The sequence below is a fragment of the Erwinia mallotivora genome (genome assembly GCF_000590885.1).
Taxonomy (GTDB): Bacteria; Pseudomonadota; Gammaproteobacteria; order Enterobacterales; family Enterobacteriaceae; genus Erwinia; species Erwinia mallotivora.
The window spans coordinates 193,795-210,476 of the sequence record NZ_JFHN01000018.1 but is presented as its reverse complement, the minus strand read 5'-3'; the positions used below and the strand labels follow the sequence as shown (position 1 = coordinate 210,476).

At 52.9% G+C, this 16,682-nt stretch carries 17 protein-coding genes and 1 pseudogene; 3 read left to right on the top strand and 15 right to left on the bottom strand.

Going from position 1 to position 16,682, the window contains the following annotated elements; all coding sequences use genetic code 11:
* Window positions 1–46 precede the first annotated feature (46 nt).
* Window positions 47–541 (top strand): 2-oxo-4-hydroxy-4-carboxy-5-ureidoimidazoline decarboxylase, encoded by a 495-nt coding sequence (uraD, locus tag BG55_RS02245; RefSeq protein WP_034933902.1) that lies wholly within the window; start codon window positions 47–49, stop codon window positions 539–541.
* Window positions 538–873 (top strand): hydroxyisourate hydrolase, encoded by a 336-nt coding sequence (gene uraH / locus BG55_RS02240; RefSeq protein WP_034933899.1) that lies wholly within the window; start codon window positions 538–540, stop codon window positions 871–873. Before uraD ends, uraH begins: the two co-directional genes overlap by 4 nt.
* A gap of 130 nt (window positions 874–1,003) precedes the next feature.
* Here uraH and BG55_RS02235 read toward each other — a convergent pair whose 3' ends face one another.
* The 15 genes and pseudogenes from BG55_RS02235 to BG55_RS02165 form a co-directional block, all read right to left on the bottom strand.
* Window positions 1,004–1,333 (bottom strand): DMT family transporter, encoded by a 330-nt coding sequence (locus BG55_RS02235; RefSeq protein WP_034933898.1) that lies wholly within the window; start codon window positions 1,331–1,333, stop codon window positions 1,004–1,006.
* Window positions 1,334–1,477: 144 nt separating this feature from the next.
* Window positions 1,478–1,885, bottom strand: a complete 408-nt coding sequence (locus BG55_RS02230) for a DMT family transporter (RefSeq protein WP_034933896.1) — start codon at window positions 1,883–1,885, stop codon at window positions 1,478–1,480.
* Between the two features lie 210 nt (window positions 1,886–2,095).
* The gene (locus BG55_RS02225) at window positions 2,096–2,776 is read right to left on the bottom strand and encodes a hypothetical protein (protein ID WP_034933895.1); all 681 of its coding nucleotides are present in this window, start codon (window positions 2,774–2,776) and stop codon (window positions 2,096–2,098) included.
* 12 nt (window positions 2,777–2,788) lie between these two features.
* Window positions 2,789–3,412: a phosphate propanoyltransferase gene (locus BG55_RS02220; RefSeq protein ID WP_034933894.1), complete on the bottom strand. Its 624-nt coding sequence runs from the start codon at window positions 3,410–3,412 to the stop codon at window positions 2,789–2,791.
* Window positions 3,413–3,603: 191 nt separating this feature from the next.
* A pseudogene (locus BG55_RS23470) lies at window positions 3,604–3,942 on the bottom strand (BMC domain-containing protein); the annotation flags it as partial.
* Window positions 3,943–3,954: 12 nt separating this feature from the next.
* A complete protein-coding gene (cutD, locus tag BG55_RS02210; RefSeq protein ID WP_034933973.1) occupies window positions 3,955–4,902 on the bottom strand; it encodes a choline TMA-lyase-activating enzyme in 948 nt (315 codons plus the stop codon).
* Between the two features lie 130 nt (window positions 4,903–5,032).
* Window positions 5,033–8,422: a choline trimethylamine-lyase gene (gene cutC, locus BG55_RS02205; protein ID WP_034933893.1), complete on the bottom strand. Its 3,390-nt coding sequence runs from the start codon at window positions 8,420–8,422 to the stop codon at window positions 5,033–5,035.
* A gap of 25 nt (window positions 8,423–8,447) precedes the next feature.
* On the bottom strand, window positions 8,448–9,596 hold the full coding sequence (locus BG55_RS02200; protein ID WP_034933892.1) for a 1-propanol dehydrogenase PduQ: 1,149 nt from the start codon (window positions 9,594–9,596) through the stop codon (window positions 8,448–8,450).
* 13 nt (window positions 9,597–9,609) lie between these two features.
* On the bottom strand, window positions 9,610–9,867 hold the full coding sequence (locus tag BG55_RS02195) for a EutN/CcmL family microcompartment protein (RefSeq protein ID WP_034933891.1): 258 nt from the start codon (window positions 9,865–9,867) through the stop codon (window positions 9,610–9,612).
* Between the two features lie 25 nt (window positions 9,868–9,892).
* Complete coding sequence (locus BG55_RS02190; protein WP_034933890.1) at window positions 9,893–11,479, bottom strand: acetaldehyde dehydrogenase (acetylating); 1,587 nt, start codon at window positions 11,477–11,479, stop codon at window positions 9,893–9,895.
* Window positions 11,480–11,532: 53 nt separating this feature from the next.
* A complete protein-coding gene (locus BG55_RS02185; protein WP_034933889.1) occupies window positions 11,533–11,811 on the bottom strand; it encodes a BMC domain-containing protein in 279 nt (92 codons plus the stop codon).
* Between the two features lie 13 nt (window positions 11,812–11,824).
* Window positions 11,825–12,109 carry a BMC domain-containing protein gene (locus BG55_RS02180; protein ID WP_034933888.1) on the bottom strand — a complete coding sequence of 95 codons (285 nt, stop codon included), beginning with the start codon at window positions 12,107–12,109 and terminating at the stop codon, window positions 11,825–11,827.
* Window positions 12,110–12,126: 17 nt separating this feature from the next.
* Entirely contained in the window at window positions 12,127–12,405 is a 279-nt protein-coding gene (locus BG55_RS02175; protein WP_034933887.1) for a BMC domain-containing protein, read from the bottom strand.
* A 440-nt stretch (window positions 12,406–12,845) separates the two neighbouring features.
* Complete coding sequence (locus BG55_RS02170; RefSeq protein WP_034933886.1) at window positions 12,846–13,364, bottom strand: FidL-like protein; 519 nt, start codon at window positions 13,362–13,364, stop codon at window positions 12,846–12,848.
* Window positions 13,361–14,164, bottom strand: coding sequence for a winged helix-turn-helix domain-containing protein (locus BG55_RS02165; RefSeq protein WP_034933885.1), 804 nt, complete (start codon window positions 14,162–14,164; stop codon window positions 13,361–13,363). The genes BG55_RS02170 and BG55_RS02165 overlap by 4 nt, the downstream gene beginning before the upstream one ends.
* Before the next feature lie 536 nt (window positions 14,165–14,700).
* Between BG55_RS02165 and BG55_RS02160 the strand changes: the two genes are divergently transcribed.
* On the top strand, window positions 14,701–16,659 hold the full coding sequence (locus BG55_RS02160) for a BglG family transcription antiterminator (protein WP_034933884.1): 1,959 nt from the start codon (window positions 14,701–14,703) through the stop codon (window positions 16,657–16,659).
* The last annotated feature ends 23 nt before the right edge of the window (window positions 16,660–16,682 follow it).

Below are 16,682 nucleotides of genomic sequence, written 5' to 3'. Positions count from 1 at the left end.
TTCGCAGACACAACGCTGTGCAGTGAAGAGGCTGAGGGAGAAACAGATGAAGCTGCAACACTTTAATCAGGCACAGGGGGCGGATGCCGCCGCGCTGATCGCCCACTGTGTGGCACTGAACGACTGGGTGAACGCGCTGGTGGCCGGGCGGCCCTATTCCTCAACGGCAGCGTTACTGCAACAGGGGGACACGCTGTCACGACTGTGGGATGAACGGGCGCTTGCGCTGGCGTTGTCGGCTCATCCGCGCATTGGTGAGCGGGCGCAGGGCGGCGGTAAAGAAGCGCAGCTGTCAGGCGGGGAACAGGCCGGGGTTAATGCGCAAGATCAACAGCTTAAAGAGGCGCTGCGGGCAGGAAATAGCGCTTATGAACAGCGTTTCGGACGGGTATTTTTAATTCGTGCCAGAGGGCGCAGTGGAGAGGAGATGCTGGTCGAACTGCACCGCCGTCTGAACAATGACCCACAGCAGGAACAGCAGGAGGCGCTGGATCAACTGCGCGAAATCACCCTGCTGCGTCTGAAGGAGACGTTTGAATGAGTACCATCACCACCCATATTCTTGATACCGCGCTGGGCAAACCGGCCAGTGGCGTTCATCTTGTGCTGGAGCAAAAGGGCAGTCAGGGCTGGTCAGCGGTCGCATCCGGATGTACGGATGGCGATGGCCGCGTCAAAAATCTGACGCCGGAGCCGCTGACCGCCGGTCAGTACCGGCTGATTGCTGACATCGGCGACTATTTTGCCGCCAGCGGGCGCGATGCGCTGTATGTCAGCGCGCAGATTGACTTCAGGTTGCCGGAAACCGCCAGCCACTATCACCTGCCATTTCTCATCTCCCCCTGGTCATGGTCCACCTACCGGGGGAGCTGATTTTCCCTGGTTGCTGGCAACGCCGTCTGCTCACTGGCCGAACCTTTGCCGACACCAGCATACCTTCGCCGACAGCATATTCACCGGGTGAAGCTGTATCCGTAAAAGCCTGGCTCCACCAGCCAGCGATTCACATGCCGGAGAACAGATTCATGATCACCCCGCCTGAGATGATCAGCGCCATCGCGATTATCGCGGGAAGATCCGGTTTTTGTTTGTAAAGGATCATCGAGCAAAGGGTGACGCCGACGATGCCAAAGCCACACCACAGTGAGTAAGCCACCCCCACCGGAATGGTTGCCATTGCTCTGGTCAGGGCAAAATAACAGAGCGAATAGGCACAGACCACCAGCAGGGAGGGAGCCAGCTTACTGAATCCACTGGTCTTTTTAATCATCGAGGTGCCGGTAATTTCTGAGGTGATTGAGAGTGCCAGCCATAAAAATCCAATATTAAACATAGAACTATCCTTTTTTTAGTTACGGCTTGTGCCGGGCCAGTCAGGCGCTGAGCCGTGCTCAGGTTGCTGTATTCTGGCTGCACGCTGAGATTGCTGTGTGCTGTCCTGGCCGCTTGCAACGCCTGTCAGGACAGACCGGGTCGTTTATTTATCCGCTGCACTCAGCGATGGGGTGGATTTGCTGCTCTCTTCCGTGTTCTCCTCGCTGCCCATTTTAGAGAACAGATTCATGATGATGATGCCGCTGGCAATCACCGCCATACCGGTGATGGCGGCGGTATCCGGGTGCTGGTCGTAGAACGCAATCCCCAGTGAAGAAACCACCAGGATGCCGGTGCCGGACCAGGTGGCATAAGCCAGACCGACCGGGATATCCTTCACCGCACGGGACAGTGAGTAGTAGCAGGTGCAGTAAAGAAGGATCAGCAGCGCCAGCAGGAGGAAGCGGGTGGTGCCTGCGCTGCTGCCAAACATCTTAAGGGTTGAGGTGGCAGAGGTTTCTGAAATAATTACCAGCAGCATCCACAGCCAACATTTTGTTTTTGAAGACATAGTCAAACTCCCTGACATTAATGATTAAAGTTATCCCCGACATACTTCAGGTTGCAGGTACGTTGGCTGCATGAGCGCACCCCGGTCACTTACCTGAGTCAGCGCCTGGGATTTACTTGCTGCCGCATGATTCGGCCTGAAGGCCTCACCCCTTCGGGGCCAGCGCTGGCGCTGTTCAAAAACGCTGGCGTTTTTGTCCTGCAACGCGAATTATTTTGGGTAAATATTTTTCTGATTTTTCAGGTAATCACTGGCGGCATCGGTAAGCCGGTTATCGCTGGCAGATACCTGTGCCGGGTTACTGACCACGTCGCTGACGGTCAGATAACGGCGCGAAGGGCTGAGCACCGGCGTGGCCTGGGTCCGGAGGTCAGCTTTCGCCAGCAGCTGGTTAATGGTGCACAGCTGCACGCCACACTCGGCCAGTCTGGAGAGTGTCTCGCGCATTTTTCTCGCCCAGGGAGAATCCGGCATCACCCCGCGTAGCTGGTTCAGTTCACTGTCGGGATCGCAGTGGTAGCGCAACGCCAGCACCGGAATGCCTGCAAGCAGGGCATCATACAGTCGCTTCGCCACCGGACTTTGCAGATTCCCGTTGACCAGCTGGGCAGCCAGTGGATAGTCAGCAAACGGCAGCACCAGCGCCCGGTAAGGCGCATCAGGCAAGCGTTGTTGCCAGTGCTCAGTGGGCAGAACATGACCGATTGCCTGCCACCGTGCGGCGTCCGGAATGGCGTCGTCGAGGGCAAAATGCAGCGGCAATGCACAGCCTGCCAGCCGCTGGCAAATTTCCTGTCGGTAACCTTCAGCCGCGGTGACCATCACCAGTAGCGGTGGCTGCAATCGCTGGATAATGCGTGTTGCCAGGCATTCAATCTGTTCCTCAGTCATGATGTCACTCCGTTAACCTGCCAGCATGACCCGATCGCCATTTTTCAGTCCGGCGGCATTGGCCTCTTCGGTGTCGATGTGAAACTCCAGTAAAAAATCATCGCGTACCCGGACGATGACCTGATCGAAGGTCAGCTGGCGTTCAGCACTCTGTGTTCGCACGCTGACCAGCTGCCCGTTGCTGACGTGCAGCTGCTGTGCATCCTGTGGCGACATATGAATGTGCCGCCAGGCGCAGATGACCTGTGACCGCAGTTCAACATGTCCTTTGGGGCCAATCAGCAGCGCGCTGCCTGAGTGATCAAGCTGGCCTGACTCACGAACCGGTGCCTGAATACCGAGGGTGAAACAGTCGGCGCGGGAGATCTCCAGCTGGGAAACCGGCCGGGTCGGGCCAAGAACGCGCACGTTGCACAGTGAGCCTTTCGGACCCACCACGGTCACGCACTCCTGAGCGGCAAACTGTCCGGGTTGCCGCAGCGCTTTTAGTGACGTCAGGCTGTGGTCTTTGCCGAACAGGGTTTCAACATCCTGTTGTGCCAGGTGGACGTGGCGGTTGGAGATGCCTACCGGGATGGCCGGTGCGTCCGCACACAGCAGGGTGGCGATCCTCTCCCGTAGCAGATCGTCGATCATGCCTTTCTCCCTTTTTTGCTGTTGGTGTTATTTGCCGGTTTATTCAGCACGGCAGGCTGGGCAGAGGGGACCTGAGGGGCGGTGCTGCCGCTGTTTTCTGCGGGCTGGTCAATCCCGGCGACTTTAAACTGGTCTGCTGCATCGGCTGCATCGGCTGCATCGGCGGTTGGGGATGCTGTCGTCGTCCTGGCAGGCTCAGCTGCCTTCGGTGTGGCGGGACTGGGCGGCGTGGCGCACCGGGTTTGCGTGGGCGCGGGCGATCCTTTCAACCGCCCGATGGCCTGCACCACCTTACTGTCGGGACGGGCGATAATCAGCGAGCTGACAGGCTGATGGCTGGCGGCTACGGCTACGCCGCGCTCAACGGCGGTTTTTACCGCGCTGATTTCCCCTTCAAAACAGACACTCACCAGCCCCGAGCCGACTTTGCGATAGCCTGTGCAGGTTACGCCAGCGGCTTTACAGGCAGCATCCACCGCCTGAACAGCGGCGATAAATCCCGTAGTTTCAATTATCCCTAAACTTTTCATCACCGGCTCCTGTTAATGGCGAACTAAGCGAATATCAAAATAAAACTGGGCGAAAAAGGTTTCTAATTTATTCAGCTCCTCAGGGCTGTAAGAAGGATCGCCCGTTACCGGATAAGGCATATCCAGACGTTCATATTTTTTCCGGCCAAGCTGGTGGTACGGTAAAATATCAATGCGACTGATATTTCCGCGTCTCGCCAGTTTCTGCACATAATGAATGGCACCGGTAATGGCATCCCATGAATCGTTATAGCCACGAACCAACGGCATACGCACAATGACCTTAGCGCCATAATCCACCAGCCACTCCAGATTGCGACGAATACCTTCATTACTGATGCCAAATAAGGCTTTATGATGCTCGCTGTTAATTTGCTTAATATCGAAAAGAAATGTATCTGTGACCGGTGCCAGCTTCTGATAATTAGCCAGCGAGGTGGTTCCCTGGGTTTCCACCGCGGTATTGATCATCTTTTTTTTACATTCACTGAATAAAGCGACGGCAAAATCCGTCTGGAGGCTCATCTCTCCTCCCCCGATGGTGACGCCACCGCCGGAAGAGAGATAAAAATCATAGTCCTGCATAATGATATCCATCAGTTCACCGACGCTGACGTCTTTACCGATAATATCCAGCGCATGACGGGTACATATTTCTTCACAGCGGCGACAACCAATACAATCTTTATTCCGATTGACGAAATGTTTCATTTCACCATTTTCTTCCGCCCGATAATGAATACCCGCCGGACAAACGTTAACGCAGTCTCCGCAGTTGATGCATTTATCCTGTGAAAACATCACCTGAAACTGGCTGATTAATCCTTCCGGATTGGCACACCACGGGCAGCGGATATTACAGCCTTTAAAAAAAATCAGCGTGCGGATCCCTTCACCATCATAAATAGAATATTTCTGGATATTAAAAATCCTGCCCGTTAATTCCTGAGTCACGTTCACGTTACTCTCCTGAATAATGCCTGACATGCTCTCAGCCTGTTTTCAGGTTGCAGAAGGGTAAGGGTTTTCACCTTTATTCGATGAAAAACCGGGGGCATTTATTTCTGCAACCCGAAACAGATGGCAAAAATCAGAATTTATCAATCATGGTGCGACTGATAATTTCATCCTGAACTTCCTTGCACAGCTCAACAAAATAGGCACTGTATCCGGCGACACGGACAATCAGATCCCGGTATTTTTCCGGTTCCTGCTGGGCTTTTTTCAATACTTCGTTATCGACGTAGCTGAACTGCATCTGACCATTACCCAGCACAGACGCGGTGCGCAGTAAGGTAATCAGCCCCTGGCGACCTTCCTGCGTGTCCAGTAGCCCCTTAAGAAATTTGAAGTTATGCACCATGCCGATATTCATGCTCTCGACGTTCATCTTGCTTACCGACTTGATGATGGCGGTGGGACCCTGTTTATCTGCTCCCTGGGTCGGGCTGATACCGTCAGACAGCGGCATCCATGCCAGACGCCCGTTCGGCGTGGCGTTGGTCAGCTCGCCAATTGGCGTATTGTTGGAAATAGACAGCGTGCCGTGGCTGAGGGTGGAATAGAGCATCCTGTACTGACGGCACTCTTTTTCCGTCCACTCAGTGATCTCCAGCGCGTACTGATCGACGTCATCATCATCGTTACCGTATTTCGGCGCATTCAGGCAGTCACGGCGCAGAGCATCGTAGCCTTCAAAGTTAGCCAGCAGGGCATCGCGGATCTGTTCAAGGGTATATTTTTTCTCTTCCCAGACCAGCTTGCGCAGAGCGATGAGCGAATCAACATAGGTTGCCAGACCGGAGAAGATCAGTCCCGGACCGTGATTAATCATGGCTCCGCCAGCGGTGACATCCCGGCCGCTTTCCATACAGCCTTCCACTAACAGAGACATCAGCGGTTTCGGCGCAATATCACGATGCACACGCTGACTGATCACCGTGCCAATCGCTGACAGGCGAATGATATGGGATATCTGCTTTTTCACCGCCGCTTCAAAATCAGCAAAGGTATGAAAATCACGCAGGTCGCCGGTATCCAGCCCCTGCTGACTGTCAAACAGCACCATCCGGCCACGGTTAAGGACAAACTCAATGGCAATCGGCCACTGGGTATAACCCGTGGAGGTCCACTGATAGATGCGCCCCGATTTCTGCGGTTCGACGCAGCCCATCAGGCAGTAGTCGCGGGCATCTTCAAAATCAAAGCCTTTACGCAGCATCATCTTGATATGGGAATCATCGAAATGGCAGGCCGGGAAGCCCATACCCGCCTTCACCACATCAACAATTTTTTCCATGTACTCAAGGGGCGACTGGTTGTGGATCCGGCAGGCCAGCGAAGGCTGGTACACCTTGACGAAGCGCACCGCATCCATAATCAGATAAGTCAGGTCATTGCAGGCATCGCCGCCGGTGCGTTTTTGACCGCCAACGGTCAGATTGATAAATGGTTGATAGCCGGCGAAATATTTCGCCCCCATCTCACTGGACATCCACATCAGCTCGGCACATTTGATAATAAACGCCTGCATCATTTCCAGCGCGCCGTCATGAGTCAGCCGTCCTTCACGAATATCCGCTGCAAACAGCGGATAACAGTATTGATCGACGCGACCCAGCGACAGACCAGTCTGGTTCTCTTCCACTTCAAACAGGGATTCCACGGTCCAGATACTTTGCAGCGCTTCCTGGAATGTGCGGGGAGGATTGGCCGGAACGTTCTGGTTGACCTCAGCAATGGTTAACAGCTCGGCGCGGCGTTGCGGATCCTGCTCACGGGCTGCCAGCTCGCGGGCGTGGGCGGCGATGCGCTGAGCGTAAGCGATCACTCCTTCGTAGGTTTCAATGGCTGCTTTGTAGAAGTAAATGCGGTCAATCTCGTCCGGGTTTTCCATGCTCAACTGCGCAAGCCGTGAGCGGGCATCGGCCATAATGCCGTTCATACCTTTGGTAAACAGCAGGACGTCATAGCCCGGACAGGTATCACCGCCGCCATTGATTTGATGATAGGAGAGATCGCTGACGAAGGTTTCCCCACTGAACGCCCAGACACCGGCTTCCCGATACTGCGCCTCGCAGATTTCATCCAGCGAACGGCCTTCCCAGAAGGGCACGATCTCTTCACGTATGGTTTTTTTGTCCTTTTCGCTGATCTCAAAAGGATCCTGTGGGCGGCTGCTCATGGTATCAAGCTCGTCGCGTACCCAACGCCAGGCAATATCCGGTGAGAATGCCCCGGCACGCGGCTTACCGCAGGGATGGCCGACAATCAGCTCATCATCCTGAATCAATATCGGCGCGGTTTCGCAGGCGCGACGGAAGGCTTTGGCGCGCAGCAGAATCACCGGCATGCCGGGGTTAGCTTTCACCACCTCGGTAAAAGCCAGCGCCCGATAAATCGAGACGCTGGGGCGCACCTGCAAATAGGCGTTGCGCAGGCGCTGTACGCGAGAGGTCAACCCTTCCATCACCTTGATGCTGTCAGCGCTGGCAACCGGTGCCGGGGCGGCCTGACTGCCGTGATACAGACGTACCTGTAGATTAAGCTGACTTAAATTATGGTGTGCGCTGAGAAACAGTGCTGACAGAGGATTAACCGCTACGCTGGCATCATCGAGCGTGGCACCCTGAATCAGAGCATCGAACATCGGGTAGCCATCAACGGCACAGGGTGCACGCACCTCGCTCAGCTCTGCCAGCTTAAACCACAGGCATTCGACGATTTCAAAGGCCTGCTGCTCGGTTATCGTGCCGTTACTGATATCCTGCTGATAGAAAGGCAACAGGGCTTTATCGGCACCTTCCGGATTGACCGCATAGCTGCCGTTGTCCAGATGCAGTGCCAGTTGGAACAGGTAAAATGCCTGGCAGGCTTCTTTAAAGGTCTGTGCCGGTAACGCCGGAATCCGATTCAGAATCGCGGCACTGTCGAGCAGCTCGGCGCGACGCCAGTGATTGGCTTCGGCGGCGGCAAGCGTTTCGGCACTGGTGGCCAGTTTTTGCGCGAGGTTCAGCAGGCCATCGCAGGCGTATACGGCCGAGCGGCAGGCGTTAACTTCGTCCATTCCGCTGCGGCTGACGGCGCTGCCCAGCGAACGGATCCGCTCTTCCAGTTGCCGTTTGACGGCATTTATCCCTTTGCCAATCACCAGCATATAGTCCGGTGAGTCAGGAGAGTCGTTAAGGCTCAGAAAGCGGAAGACGGAAGGGCGCTGAAGCGTACTGTCATCATGAAAGATTGCGCCGTGCAGTTTCCTGCTCTGATTACCGACAATCAGTTCATCCGTGTGGATGCTGACAGGCAGTTGGCGCATCAGGTCGCAGAAGCGACGGGCCGGTTTAACCGCCGTCGGAATACCGGCGATATCGCTTTCCAGTTGGTTGAGGGTACTGGCGTGCTCGCTGCACAGGGTGCTTTTTTGTGAGAGTAAACGCTCTGCCAGCACCCTGACGCGCGGTGTTAAGCTGTGGTGTGCCATAGTAAATGTCTCCAGTTTTAAACCTTTACGAAATGATCGTACCGGCCCATGCCCGGCGGTAAAGTCCGCTTAATGCCTGGGCATCCGGTGTTCTGGGATTGGCCGGTGTGCAGCTGTCATCCAGCGCCTGGCTGACCATCTCCGCCAGCCGGTGCTCGAAATCAGCTGCATCAATGCCGGTTTCCCTGATGCCTTCTGGCAGTGTCATCTCTGCTTTTAATGCCCGGATGGCGGCAAGCAGGCTGTTGACGCCCTGGCGTACCGTCGCTGCTGGCAGATCCAGCAGATGGGCCAGTCGGGCATATTTATGGGCGGCGGGGGTATCACAATTGCCCTGATAGTCGGCGTTCCAGGCGACCACCTCTGCCATCAGTAGCGCATTCGCCCGACCGTGCGGCACCCGAAATACCCCACCGAGGGCATGTGCCAGGCTGTGAGTGATGCCCAGAGAAGCATTGGTGAAAGCCATGCCAGCCATACAGGAGGCGTTATGCATTTTTTCCCTCGCCAGCAGGTTGTCGCCACTGCGCCAGCACGTTGGCAGATAGCGAAAGACCTGCTGTACGACCTTTTCTGCCAGCGCATCAGAAAAATCACTGGCGTGGCGGGAAACGAAGGCTTCCAGTGCATGGCAAAGGACATCCATACCGGTGTCGGCGGTGATGGCAGGCGGTACTGAGCACACCAGTTCCGGATCGAGAATGGCGATATCCGGCAGCAGTGAGGGATCGACCAGTACCAGTTTTTCGGCGTGAGCTTTTACCACCGAGAAGGCGGTCACTTCAGACCCTGTGCCGCTGGTGGTGGGAATGGCTACGAGGCAGGGACGTTGCCGCCCTGCTTCAGGTTGGGTCTGGGCGAGGGAAAAAATCACGGCTTTGGCCGCATCAATCACCGAGCCGCCGCCCAGCGCGATAACCAGATCCGGATAGTAGGCATCCATCAGTTTCATCCCACGTACCACGGTGGCAATATCCGGATCGGGGATAACGTCATCCCACAGGGTAAAAGGGATGCCGCGTTGATTCAGGATGCGGGTGACCCGCGCTGCAAGGCCAAACCTGACCATCGCCTGGTCCGTGACCAACAGAGCCTGAGTTGCAGTCAACTCACCGAGCGAAGCGAGCGCACCCTGACCAAAACGAATGCCGGGTTTCAGCAAAAATTCATTCATCGAACACCTCTCCTTAGCGATCCCGACACACATTCTCGACAATGGCCACCACCGACATTGCCTTGTAGCGGTCTTTGTTCAGGGCGAAGTAAGCTTCCGCCAGCACAATGTCGTTTATTCCCGCGCCAACGCAGTCGACAGCCACCCAGGTTTTGTTTTTTCTTAACTGCTGATCGTCATCTAGTTGGGTGATCAGCAGCAGGTTGCTGCCGCGGAGCTCAGCGCATTTCTGCGTGGCGACAACATGTCCGGTTACCTTTGCGAGAATCATCGTTATATCGCCTTATCTGCCTGCGTTATTGACCCAGGCGTTTCAGCACCTGACGGATAACCTGTTCGACATGCTGTTCACTGATCTCCGCTTCTGCTGTGGCAGGGACAGCCTGGCCGAAGCGATTGTCAGCCGCCGGGCTGGTCGGGGTGTTGAAGCGAACGTCATCAAGGATGCTGTGATGGGGATTATTTTCCGGGCTGACGGAGAGGCTGGACGGCGTTGGCGAACGGCTGCCCGGCACTCGCAGTTCATCAATAGTGCGAACGCCATAACCCACTTTGCGAATATTGAGCAGATTCATCGGGCCAACGTTATCAGAGCTGGAACCGCCGCCAACGGCCCCACAACCCAGGGTCAGAGCAGGCGAAATATTGGTGGTTGCCCCGATGCCGCCCAGTGCGGCAGGCGTGTTAACCAGAATGCGGTTAACCGGTTTTTCGAGAGCAAACTGGCGCACAACCTCTTTATTGCGGGTGTGGATCACCAGCGTATGGCCAAGCCCCTCATTGGTCAGCAGCGCCATGGCTCTCTGGCAGGCAGCTTTCCAGTCTTCTGCCACATACAGGCCTAACACCGGGCAGAGCTTTTCTCGTGAATAAGGGTTGCGACGGGAGACATCGCTTTGCTCAGCGATCAGAACGCGGGTGGTGGTGGGAACGGTAAATCCTGCCATCTGGCTCAGGGTAAGGGCGGTTTTACCCACGACGTCAGGGTTGATGCTGCCGTTTGCCCGCAACAGTAATGCCGCCAGACTGGCTGCCTCACTTTCGTTCATAAAGTATGCGCCCTGAGCGGCCAGCTCACGCCGTACTTCCTCGCTGATACAGCGTTCCACGATAATCGACTGCTCTGACGCGCAGATCACCCCGTTGTCGAATGTTTTACTGGTGATGATGTCTTTCACCGCTTGCGGAATATCGGCGCTGCGCTCAATAAACGCCGGGCCGTTACCGGGGCCGCCGCTGATGGTCGGGGTGCCAGAAGCATAGGCTGCCCGCACCATCCCCTCACCGCCGGTGGCAAGGATTAATGAGACGTCTTTGCTGTGCATTAATTCTGAGGTCGCTTCCACCGTCAGTTCGGTAATGGCGTCGACGCAGCCTGCGGGCGCGCCCGCTGCTTCGGCGGCGCGCTTAACGATGTCAATGGCCTTCCAGCTACACTGACGGGCTCCGGGATGAGGAGAAAAGATGATGGCGTTGCCGGATTTCAACGCGATCAGGGTTTTATAAATCACCGTTGAGGTCGGATTAGTGGAGGGAACCAGCGCGCAAATCACGCCAAGAGGTACGCCCACGTCCATCACTTTATTAACCTGATCGTCATGAATGATGCCGACGGTTTTCATCTCTTTAATCGCATCATAAACGCGCAGCGAGGCGAAGCGGTTTTTCAGCACCTTGTCCTGCCAGTTGCCAAAACCTGTCTCTTCAGCCGCCATTTTCGCCAGCGTCTCCGCATGATGCGCGGCTTCCTGAGCCACGTTTTTTACAATGGCGTCAATTTGTTGCTGTGAAAAGGTGGCAAGCATTGCCTGGGCCTTTTTGGCTGCGCGTACCCGATCTCTGGCGTTCTGCCTGGCGCGCAAATCATTGTCCAGTTCAATCATGAGATTATCCTTCATCAAACGAAAAGAGTGGCGACGGGGCGTACCCTGTCAGGTCATGCTTTATGCTTTGCCGCGATTTTTTCGATATCGTTATGCGGTCGCGCAATCACACGAGAGGTCACCACCTCACCGATACGTTTTGCTGCCTCCACGCCAGAATCCACCGCCGCATTTACCGCACCGACATCGCCTTTCACCATCGCGGTGACCAGACCGGAGCCGACGTTTTCGTAGCCAATCAGTTCAACATTGGCGGCTTTACACATGGCGTCTGCGGCCTCAATGCAGGCCACCAGCCCTTTGGTTTCAATCAGACCGAGTGCTTCTTTCATGAGGTTTTCTCCATCATTCTGCGATTTTGTAATGTGAAACGATTTTTTGGATATCGTTGTGTGGTCGGGCGATAACCAGCGAAGTCACCACTTCACCGATACGCTGTGCCGCCTCCACGCCAGAGTCCACTGCGGCTTTCACCGCGCCGACATCGCCTTTCACCATGGCGGTGACCAGGCCAGAGCCGACGTTTTCATAGCCAATCAGTTCAACATTGGCGGCTTTACACATGGCATCTGCGGCCTCAATGCAGGCCACCAGCCCTTTGGTTTCAATCAGACCTAATGCATCACCCATATACGTTCTCCCGGCCTTCAGGCCTTATGTTTAATGATGATTTTGTGAATATCATTGTGTGGCCTGGCGATAACCAGTGAGGTCACCACTTCGCCAATGCGTTGTGCTGCTTCCACACCCGAATCCACTGCGGCTTTCACCGCGCCGACATCGCCTTTCACCATGGCGGTGACCAGACCCGAACCGACGTTTTCATAGCCAGTCAGTTCAACATTCGCGGCTTTGCACATGGCATCCGCCGCTTCGATACAGGCCACCAGACCTTTGGTTTCAATAAGCCCTAATGCATCACCCATTTTGATTTTCTCCGGAACAGGTTTGTGATTTTGGGTTCATTCGCACAGCCAATCCGTGTTCGGCACTCACTATAAGTAATCGGCGTTTTTTTAAAATTTAAAATTTCTATAAATATAATTTTGGTTTTTTATTCTTTAATTAAGGTGTTTTTATTGTCTTTTTTATTTGTTTGTCCTGTTTTTTATTCGTTTTTCTTAATAAAGAAGATGAAATTTTTGGCGGTTTTTATTCGCTGATGGGAATGTTAAAAAAATGCATTTTTCTTGCGAAAGGGTGGTGATATTTCCCCGGCGGAATGTGGTCGGCGTCATATTTCAATCGGGCAGACTGAAAGCAAAACGTGCGGTTTTACAGGAACGCACGTGATGCATTGAGCAGAGATCTGGAGCGAAGCAGAATAATCGGGGGAGAGAGCTGGCGGTGAGTGAGAGGGTGAGGTTTAGTCGGCTTCCGTGTCAGGGTTCAGAATGCAGATAAACAGAGGAGAGTTGATGGAGCTGAGTAAAACCGCTTTGTCATTGAGCTTTTGTGCATTGAGGAACAGGCCATCGTGGCTGTCCGACATTTCCCGCATAAAATAGTCAAAGATGATGTCCGGGGAGGCATCGATGGATGACGCACTGGCTTTCCAGTCACTGATACGATAGTCACGTTGCGATGCGTTAATGCGGTGACTGGTGTAGTGAAATTTGACGTAACGCTGAAGGTAGAGCCAGCCGCTTTCAGAGTCGGTATAGCCCTCAACGACCATGGTTCCTTCTCCTTTCGCCGCAAAGTTGAAATGGATATTGCCGTTAATATTTTCTTTCTTCATATCCTCAAAGAACATGATTCCTTTGCCTGAGCAACGCATCATCTCGCCGCCGTCTGCGGCAAGTTCTTTCAGGCTGGCGAAGCCGACGGCGGTGAAAAAGACGAAGGCAGACAATGCAAAACACTGGCGAGCACTGAACCTCACGACACTTTCCAGGAATAATAAAAATAGTTATCGCAGTAGCCGAAGGGGTTATCCTGATGCATCGCACAGTGAGCCAGAAACACGCGACCCAGACCGAGAGTTTCCAGCCTGTCTCCATAGAAAAACATAAAACGCTTGTCCGGTTTACACGCCAGGTTCAGGCGCTGGCGAACGTGGTCAAAATTGCTTATGTAAACGCTCGCTGCAACAGATTGCAGCATTCCTTTACTGGCCAGCAGTTCACACTGATTCAGGCTTAACGGGGTCAGGGGGATATGAGCAGGTCTGTCACCCATAAGAAGACCAAAGACCAGTAACAGAGCAATGATCAGCAGGCTGACACTGGCAATATGCCAACAGATTTCCTCTGTGTGCGACGGGGGGATAGCGGTGCTGGCAGCAGTGAGCAAGGCGACATTGTCTGACGAAAGAGGCAGCGGTGGCAGGGTTGTGTTTGTTTCTGCGCACGCCTGAAGTAATTCGACGCTAATGTCCGGATTAAGTTGCAGGTAGCCACGTGGCACGGTAACGATCACATTTTCAATATCGTAATGGCGAAAAGTTTTGCGCAGCATACTCAGGTACTGGTTGAGGTTGCTGTTTGATGAGGTGAGATTATTTTCATCCCATACTTTTTTCAGTACTTCCTCGCGGCTGATCACCCCGGTATGAAGCAGAAAAAAACCCAGCAGGGCGCTGGCAGTGAGCGTCAGCTGACTGTCTGCCTGATCCTCTCCGGGAAGTGTCAGCGTACCGTCCTCAGCGTCAAAAATAAGACGGGCGTTAATGTTGTAGCGCATCTCGGCCTCAGTAGATTGTTTTATGCGTAACTCATCGCTCTTTCAGAATTTACCAGCCATGTGTGGAGCTGATAATTGTGTTTATTTTTCAACCTGTCTGCTGTTGAGAGTGAAGTGCTTGCCTGGCTATCTTTGTCTCAGATTTTCCTCGTGTCCGGAGCACGATTATCAGTGATTAAAAGCAGGCTTTATTAATGATTAAAGTAATTAAAATCTGAACGTTATTGATGTTTTCTCTGTTTTATTTTGTTGAATGATACCGGGAATTGAAAATGTTTATTTTTGATCGCTATCAATTTGCGCAGAAATATTTCCCGGCAGGGTGTTTATTGCGCGCAGAGTCACAACTTATGGATGCTGATATTTAAAGGTGTAGCTAAATTGGTAACGGAAATGTGTAATACAAATGTTTTTTTTCAATTCTGACTTGTCTGATATTTGCGTTTTTATTTTGTTAAATTACACCTGTTTTTTTGTTTGCACATAAATTCTGATGTGCTTAAGGGACGTTTTTTTAATTATGAGTGTAAAGGATTATGAAATATTATCTTCATCGAATACTGAAGTTACTTACGTTATTGCATGATGAAAATGGGCCATTAACCAGCCGGGAAATATGCAAGCAGCTTAAGATAAAACCAAGAACGTTACGTGATGATATTTTCCGTTATAAAGCGGACTTATCCGCTAATGGTGTGGAATTACAGGCGCGACAGGGCGTGGGGTATCAGCTAAATGTGAAGGATGAAGATAAATATCGTGCCTTGTTAAAATCTTTGTCAGGTTCTGAACAGCGCCATCATTTTGTTGCGCCGCTACGCCATGATGAACGTGTCAACTATTTACTGCGAACGCTTCTTCTGGCAGATGATTATCTTAAGCTGGATAAGGTGGCTGAAAAGATGTTTATCAGCCGTTCTTTACTGAACAATTATATGAAAGAGGTACGCAAGGCGCTGGCCGATTTTAATCTCACTCTGATTGATAAAACGGCCTGTGGCATAAAATTATCGGGCAGTGAACTGAGTATCAGACAGGCAATCGCCCGATTTTTTTTCTATGACGACAGTCACAGTGATTATCAGCTGGAGAGGGCAGGTGATACCCGGCGGGTGATCCGGGAACTTTTAGCTGAAACACTTCAGGAAAATGAGTGGCAGCTGACCGATACCGGTTTTCAGAATCTGGTCATTCATCTGGAAATCGCGTTAATGCGCATCAATAAATGCGGCGATGATATCGCTTTGCCTCCCCAACATCAGCGCCTCAAAGCGCGCGATGAATTCCATATCGCCCGGCAGTTAGTACAACGCTTTGAACGGGTATTTAACCTCTCTTTTCCTGAGGCGGAATGTTACTTCATTTCCATTCATCTTGCCGGAAAGAAAAGCCCAGGCGAGGAGGGAGTTTTTGTCGTCCCGCCGCCAATTATTGCCCTGTTTGAACAGATTACCGAGCGGATATCGGCAGCCTTCGCCGTCGATCTTGGCAATGATACCGAGTTGTACCATCTTCTTACCCTGCACTTAACGCCGATGATCGATCGCCTGCAATGGGATCTGAAAATCCATAATCTTTTACTTGAGCAGATTAAAGAAGAAAACGTCACGGCGTTTGAAATGGCCGTGCTTGCAGCAAAAACCGTCTGTCTGGAAACCGGACTGGTAATGAATGAGGCCGAAACAGGCTATCTGGCAGTCCATTTTGCTCTGGCGCTGGAGCGTCGCAAAGTCAGTCAAAAAAAAGTGAACCTGATCCTCGTTTGTGCCAGTGGTATGGGGAGCTCTCAACTGTTGCTGTATAAGCTGAAACAACATTTCTCCGGGCAAATTAACCTGATTAGCGTGGTACAGCTGTATCAGCTGAACCACTTTGATTCAGAAGGGTATGATCTGATTCTTTCCACCGTTGATATCCCTTTTCCGGTTTCTCTCCCGCTGTTACGCATCAACTATTTTCTTGATCCTGCCGGGCTTACCCAAATGGAAAAATGGCTGAACGGTGCGCGGCAGGATGTTCACTTAATCAGCCAGTATTTCCACCCGGATTTATTCTTTACTGACCTGCACAGCAACGAGCGTTACGCGTTAATCAACGAACTTTGCCAGCGGGTCAGTAGCCATATTGCAACGGGAAAGGATTTTGCCCGCCTGGTGATTGAAAGAGAACAACTCTCCGCTACGGAATTTGGGCACGCCATTGCCTTTCCCCACCCACTCTATCCCGTTGGCAGACGTACCTTCGTCACCGTTGCGGTGCTGAATAAGCCGCTTCGCTGGGATAAGCAAAATGTGCGTTATGTTTTTATGCTGAATATTCGTGAGGGAGAAACTGCCTCTTTGCAACGTCTGTACGAAACGCTGATGGCTTTTATGTGTGACGGTAAAAAGCTGAAAGAGCTTGGCGACAACACCACCTTCACAACATTTGTCCGCTTACTGGAAGAGACGATATTACAGGCTGAACAACAAAGCGATCGTTCCCCCTTCAGATAATGCCGCATCAGAAGCGGCAGTTA

Bases quoted from the DNA above. Each gene is read 5' to 3' on its own strand.
- BG55_RS02225 (WP_034933895.1), bottom strand. From the start codon at position 2,776: ATGACTGAGGAACAGATTGAATGCCTGGCAACACGCATTATCCAGCGA.
- BG55_RS02230 (WP_034933896.1), bottom strand. From the start codon at position 1,885: ATGTCTTCAAAAACAAAATGTTGGCTGTGGATGCTGCTGGTAATTATT.
- uraD (WP_034933902.1), top strand. From the start codon at position 47: ATGAAGCTGCAACACTTTAATCAGGCACAGGGGGCGGATGCCGCCGCG.
- BG55_RS02195 (WP_034933891.1), bottom strand. From the start codon at position 9,867: ATGATTCTCGCAAAGGTAACCGGACATGTTGTCGCCACGCAGAAATGC.
- BG55_RS02200 (WP_034933892.1), bottom strand. From the start codon at position 9,596: ATGAATGAATTTTTGCTGAAACCCGGCATTCGTTTTGGTCAGGGTGCG.
- BG55_RS02220 (WP_034933894.1), bottom strand. From the start codon at position 3,412: ATGATCGACGATCTGCTACGGGAGAGGATCGCCACCCTGCTGTGTGCG.
- BG55_RS02185 (WP_034933889.1), bottom strand. From the start codon at position 11,811: ATGAAAGAAGCACTCGGTCTGATTGAAACCAAAGGGCTGGTGGCCTGC.
- uraH (WP_034933899.1), top strand. From the start codon at position 538: ATGAGTACCATCACCACCCATATTCTTGATACCGCGCTGGGCAAACCG.
- BG55_RS02235 (WP_034933898.1), bottom strand. From the start codon at position 1,333: ATGTTTAATATTGGATTTTTATGGCTGGCACTCTCAATCACCTCAGAA.
- BG55_RS02180 (WP_034933888.1), bottom strand. From the start codon at position 12,109: ATGGGTGATGCATTAGGTCTGATTGAAACCAAAGGGCTGGTGGCCTGC.
- BG55_RS02175 (WP_034933887.1), bottom strand. From the start codon at position 12,405: ATGGGTGATGCATTAGGGCTTATTGAAACCAAAGGTCTGGTGGCCTGT.
- BG55_RS02165 (WP_034933885.1), bottom strand. From the start codon at position 14,164: ATGCGCTACAACATTAACGCCCGTCTTATTTTTGACGCTGAGGACGGT.
- BG55_RS02160 (WP_034933884.1), top strand. From the start codon at position 14,701: ATGAAATATTATCTTCATCGAATACTGAAGTTACTTACGTTATTGCAT.
- BG55_RS02190 (WP_034933890.1), bottom strand. From the start codon at position 11,479: ATGATTGAACTGGACAATGATTTGCGCGCCAGGCAGAACGCCAGAGAT.
- cutC (WP_034933893.1), bottom strand. From the start codon at position 8,422: ATGGCACACCACAGCTTAACACCGCGCGTCAGGGTGCTGGCAGAGCGT.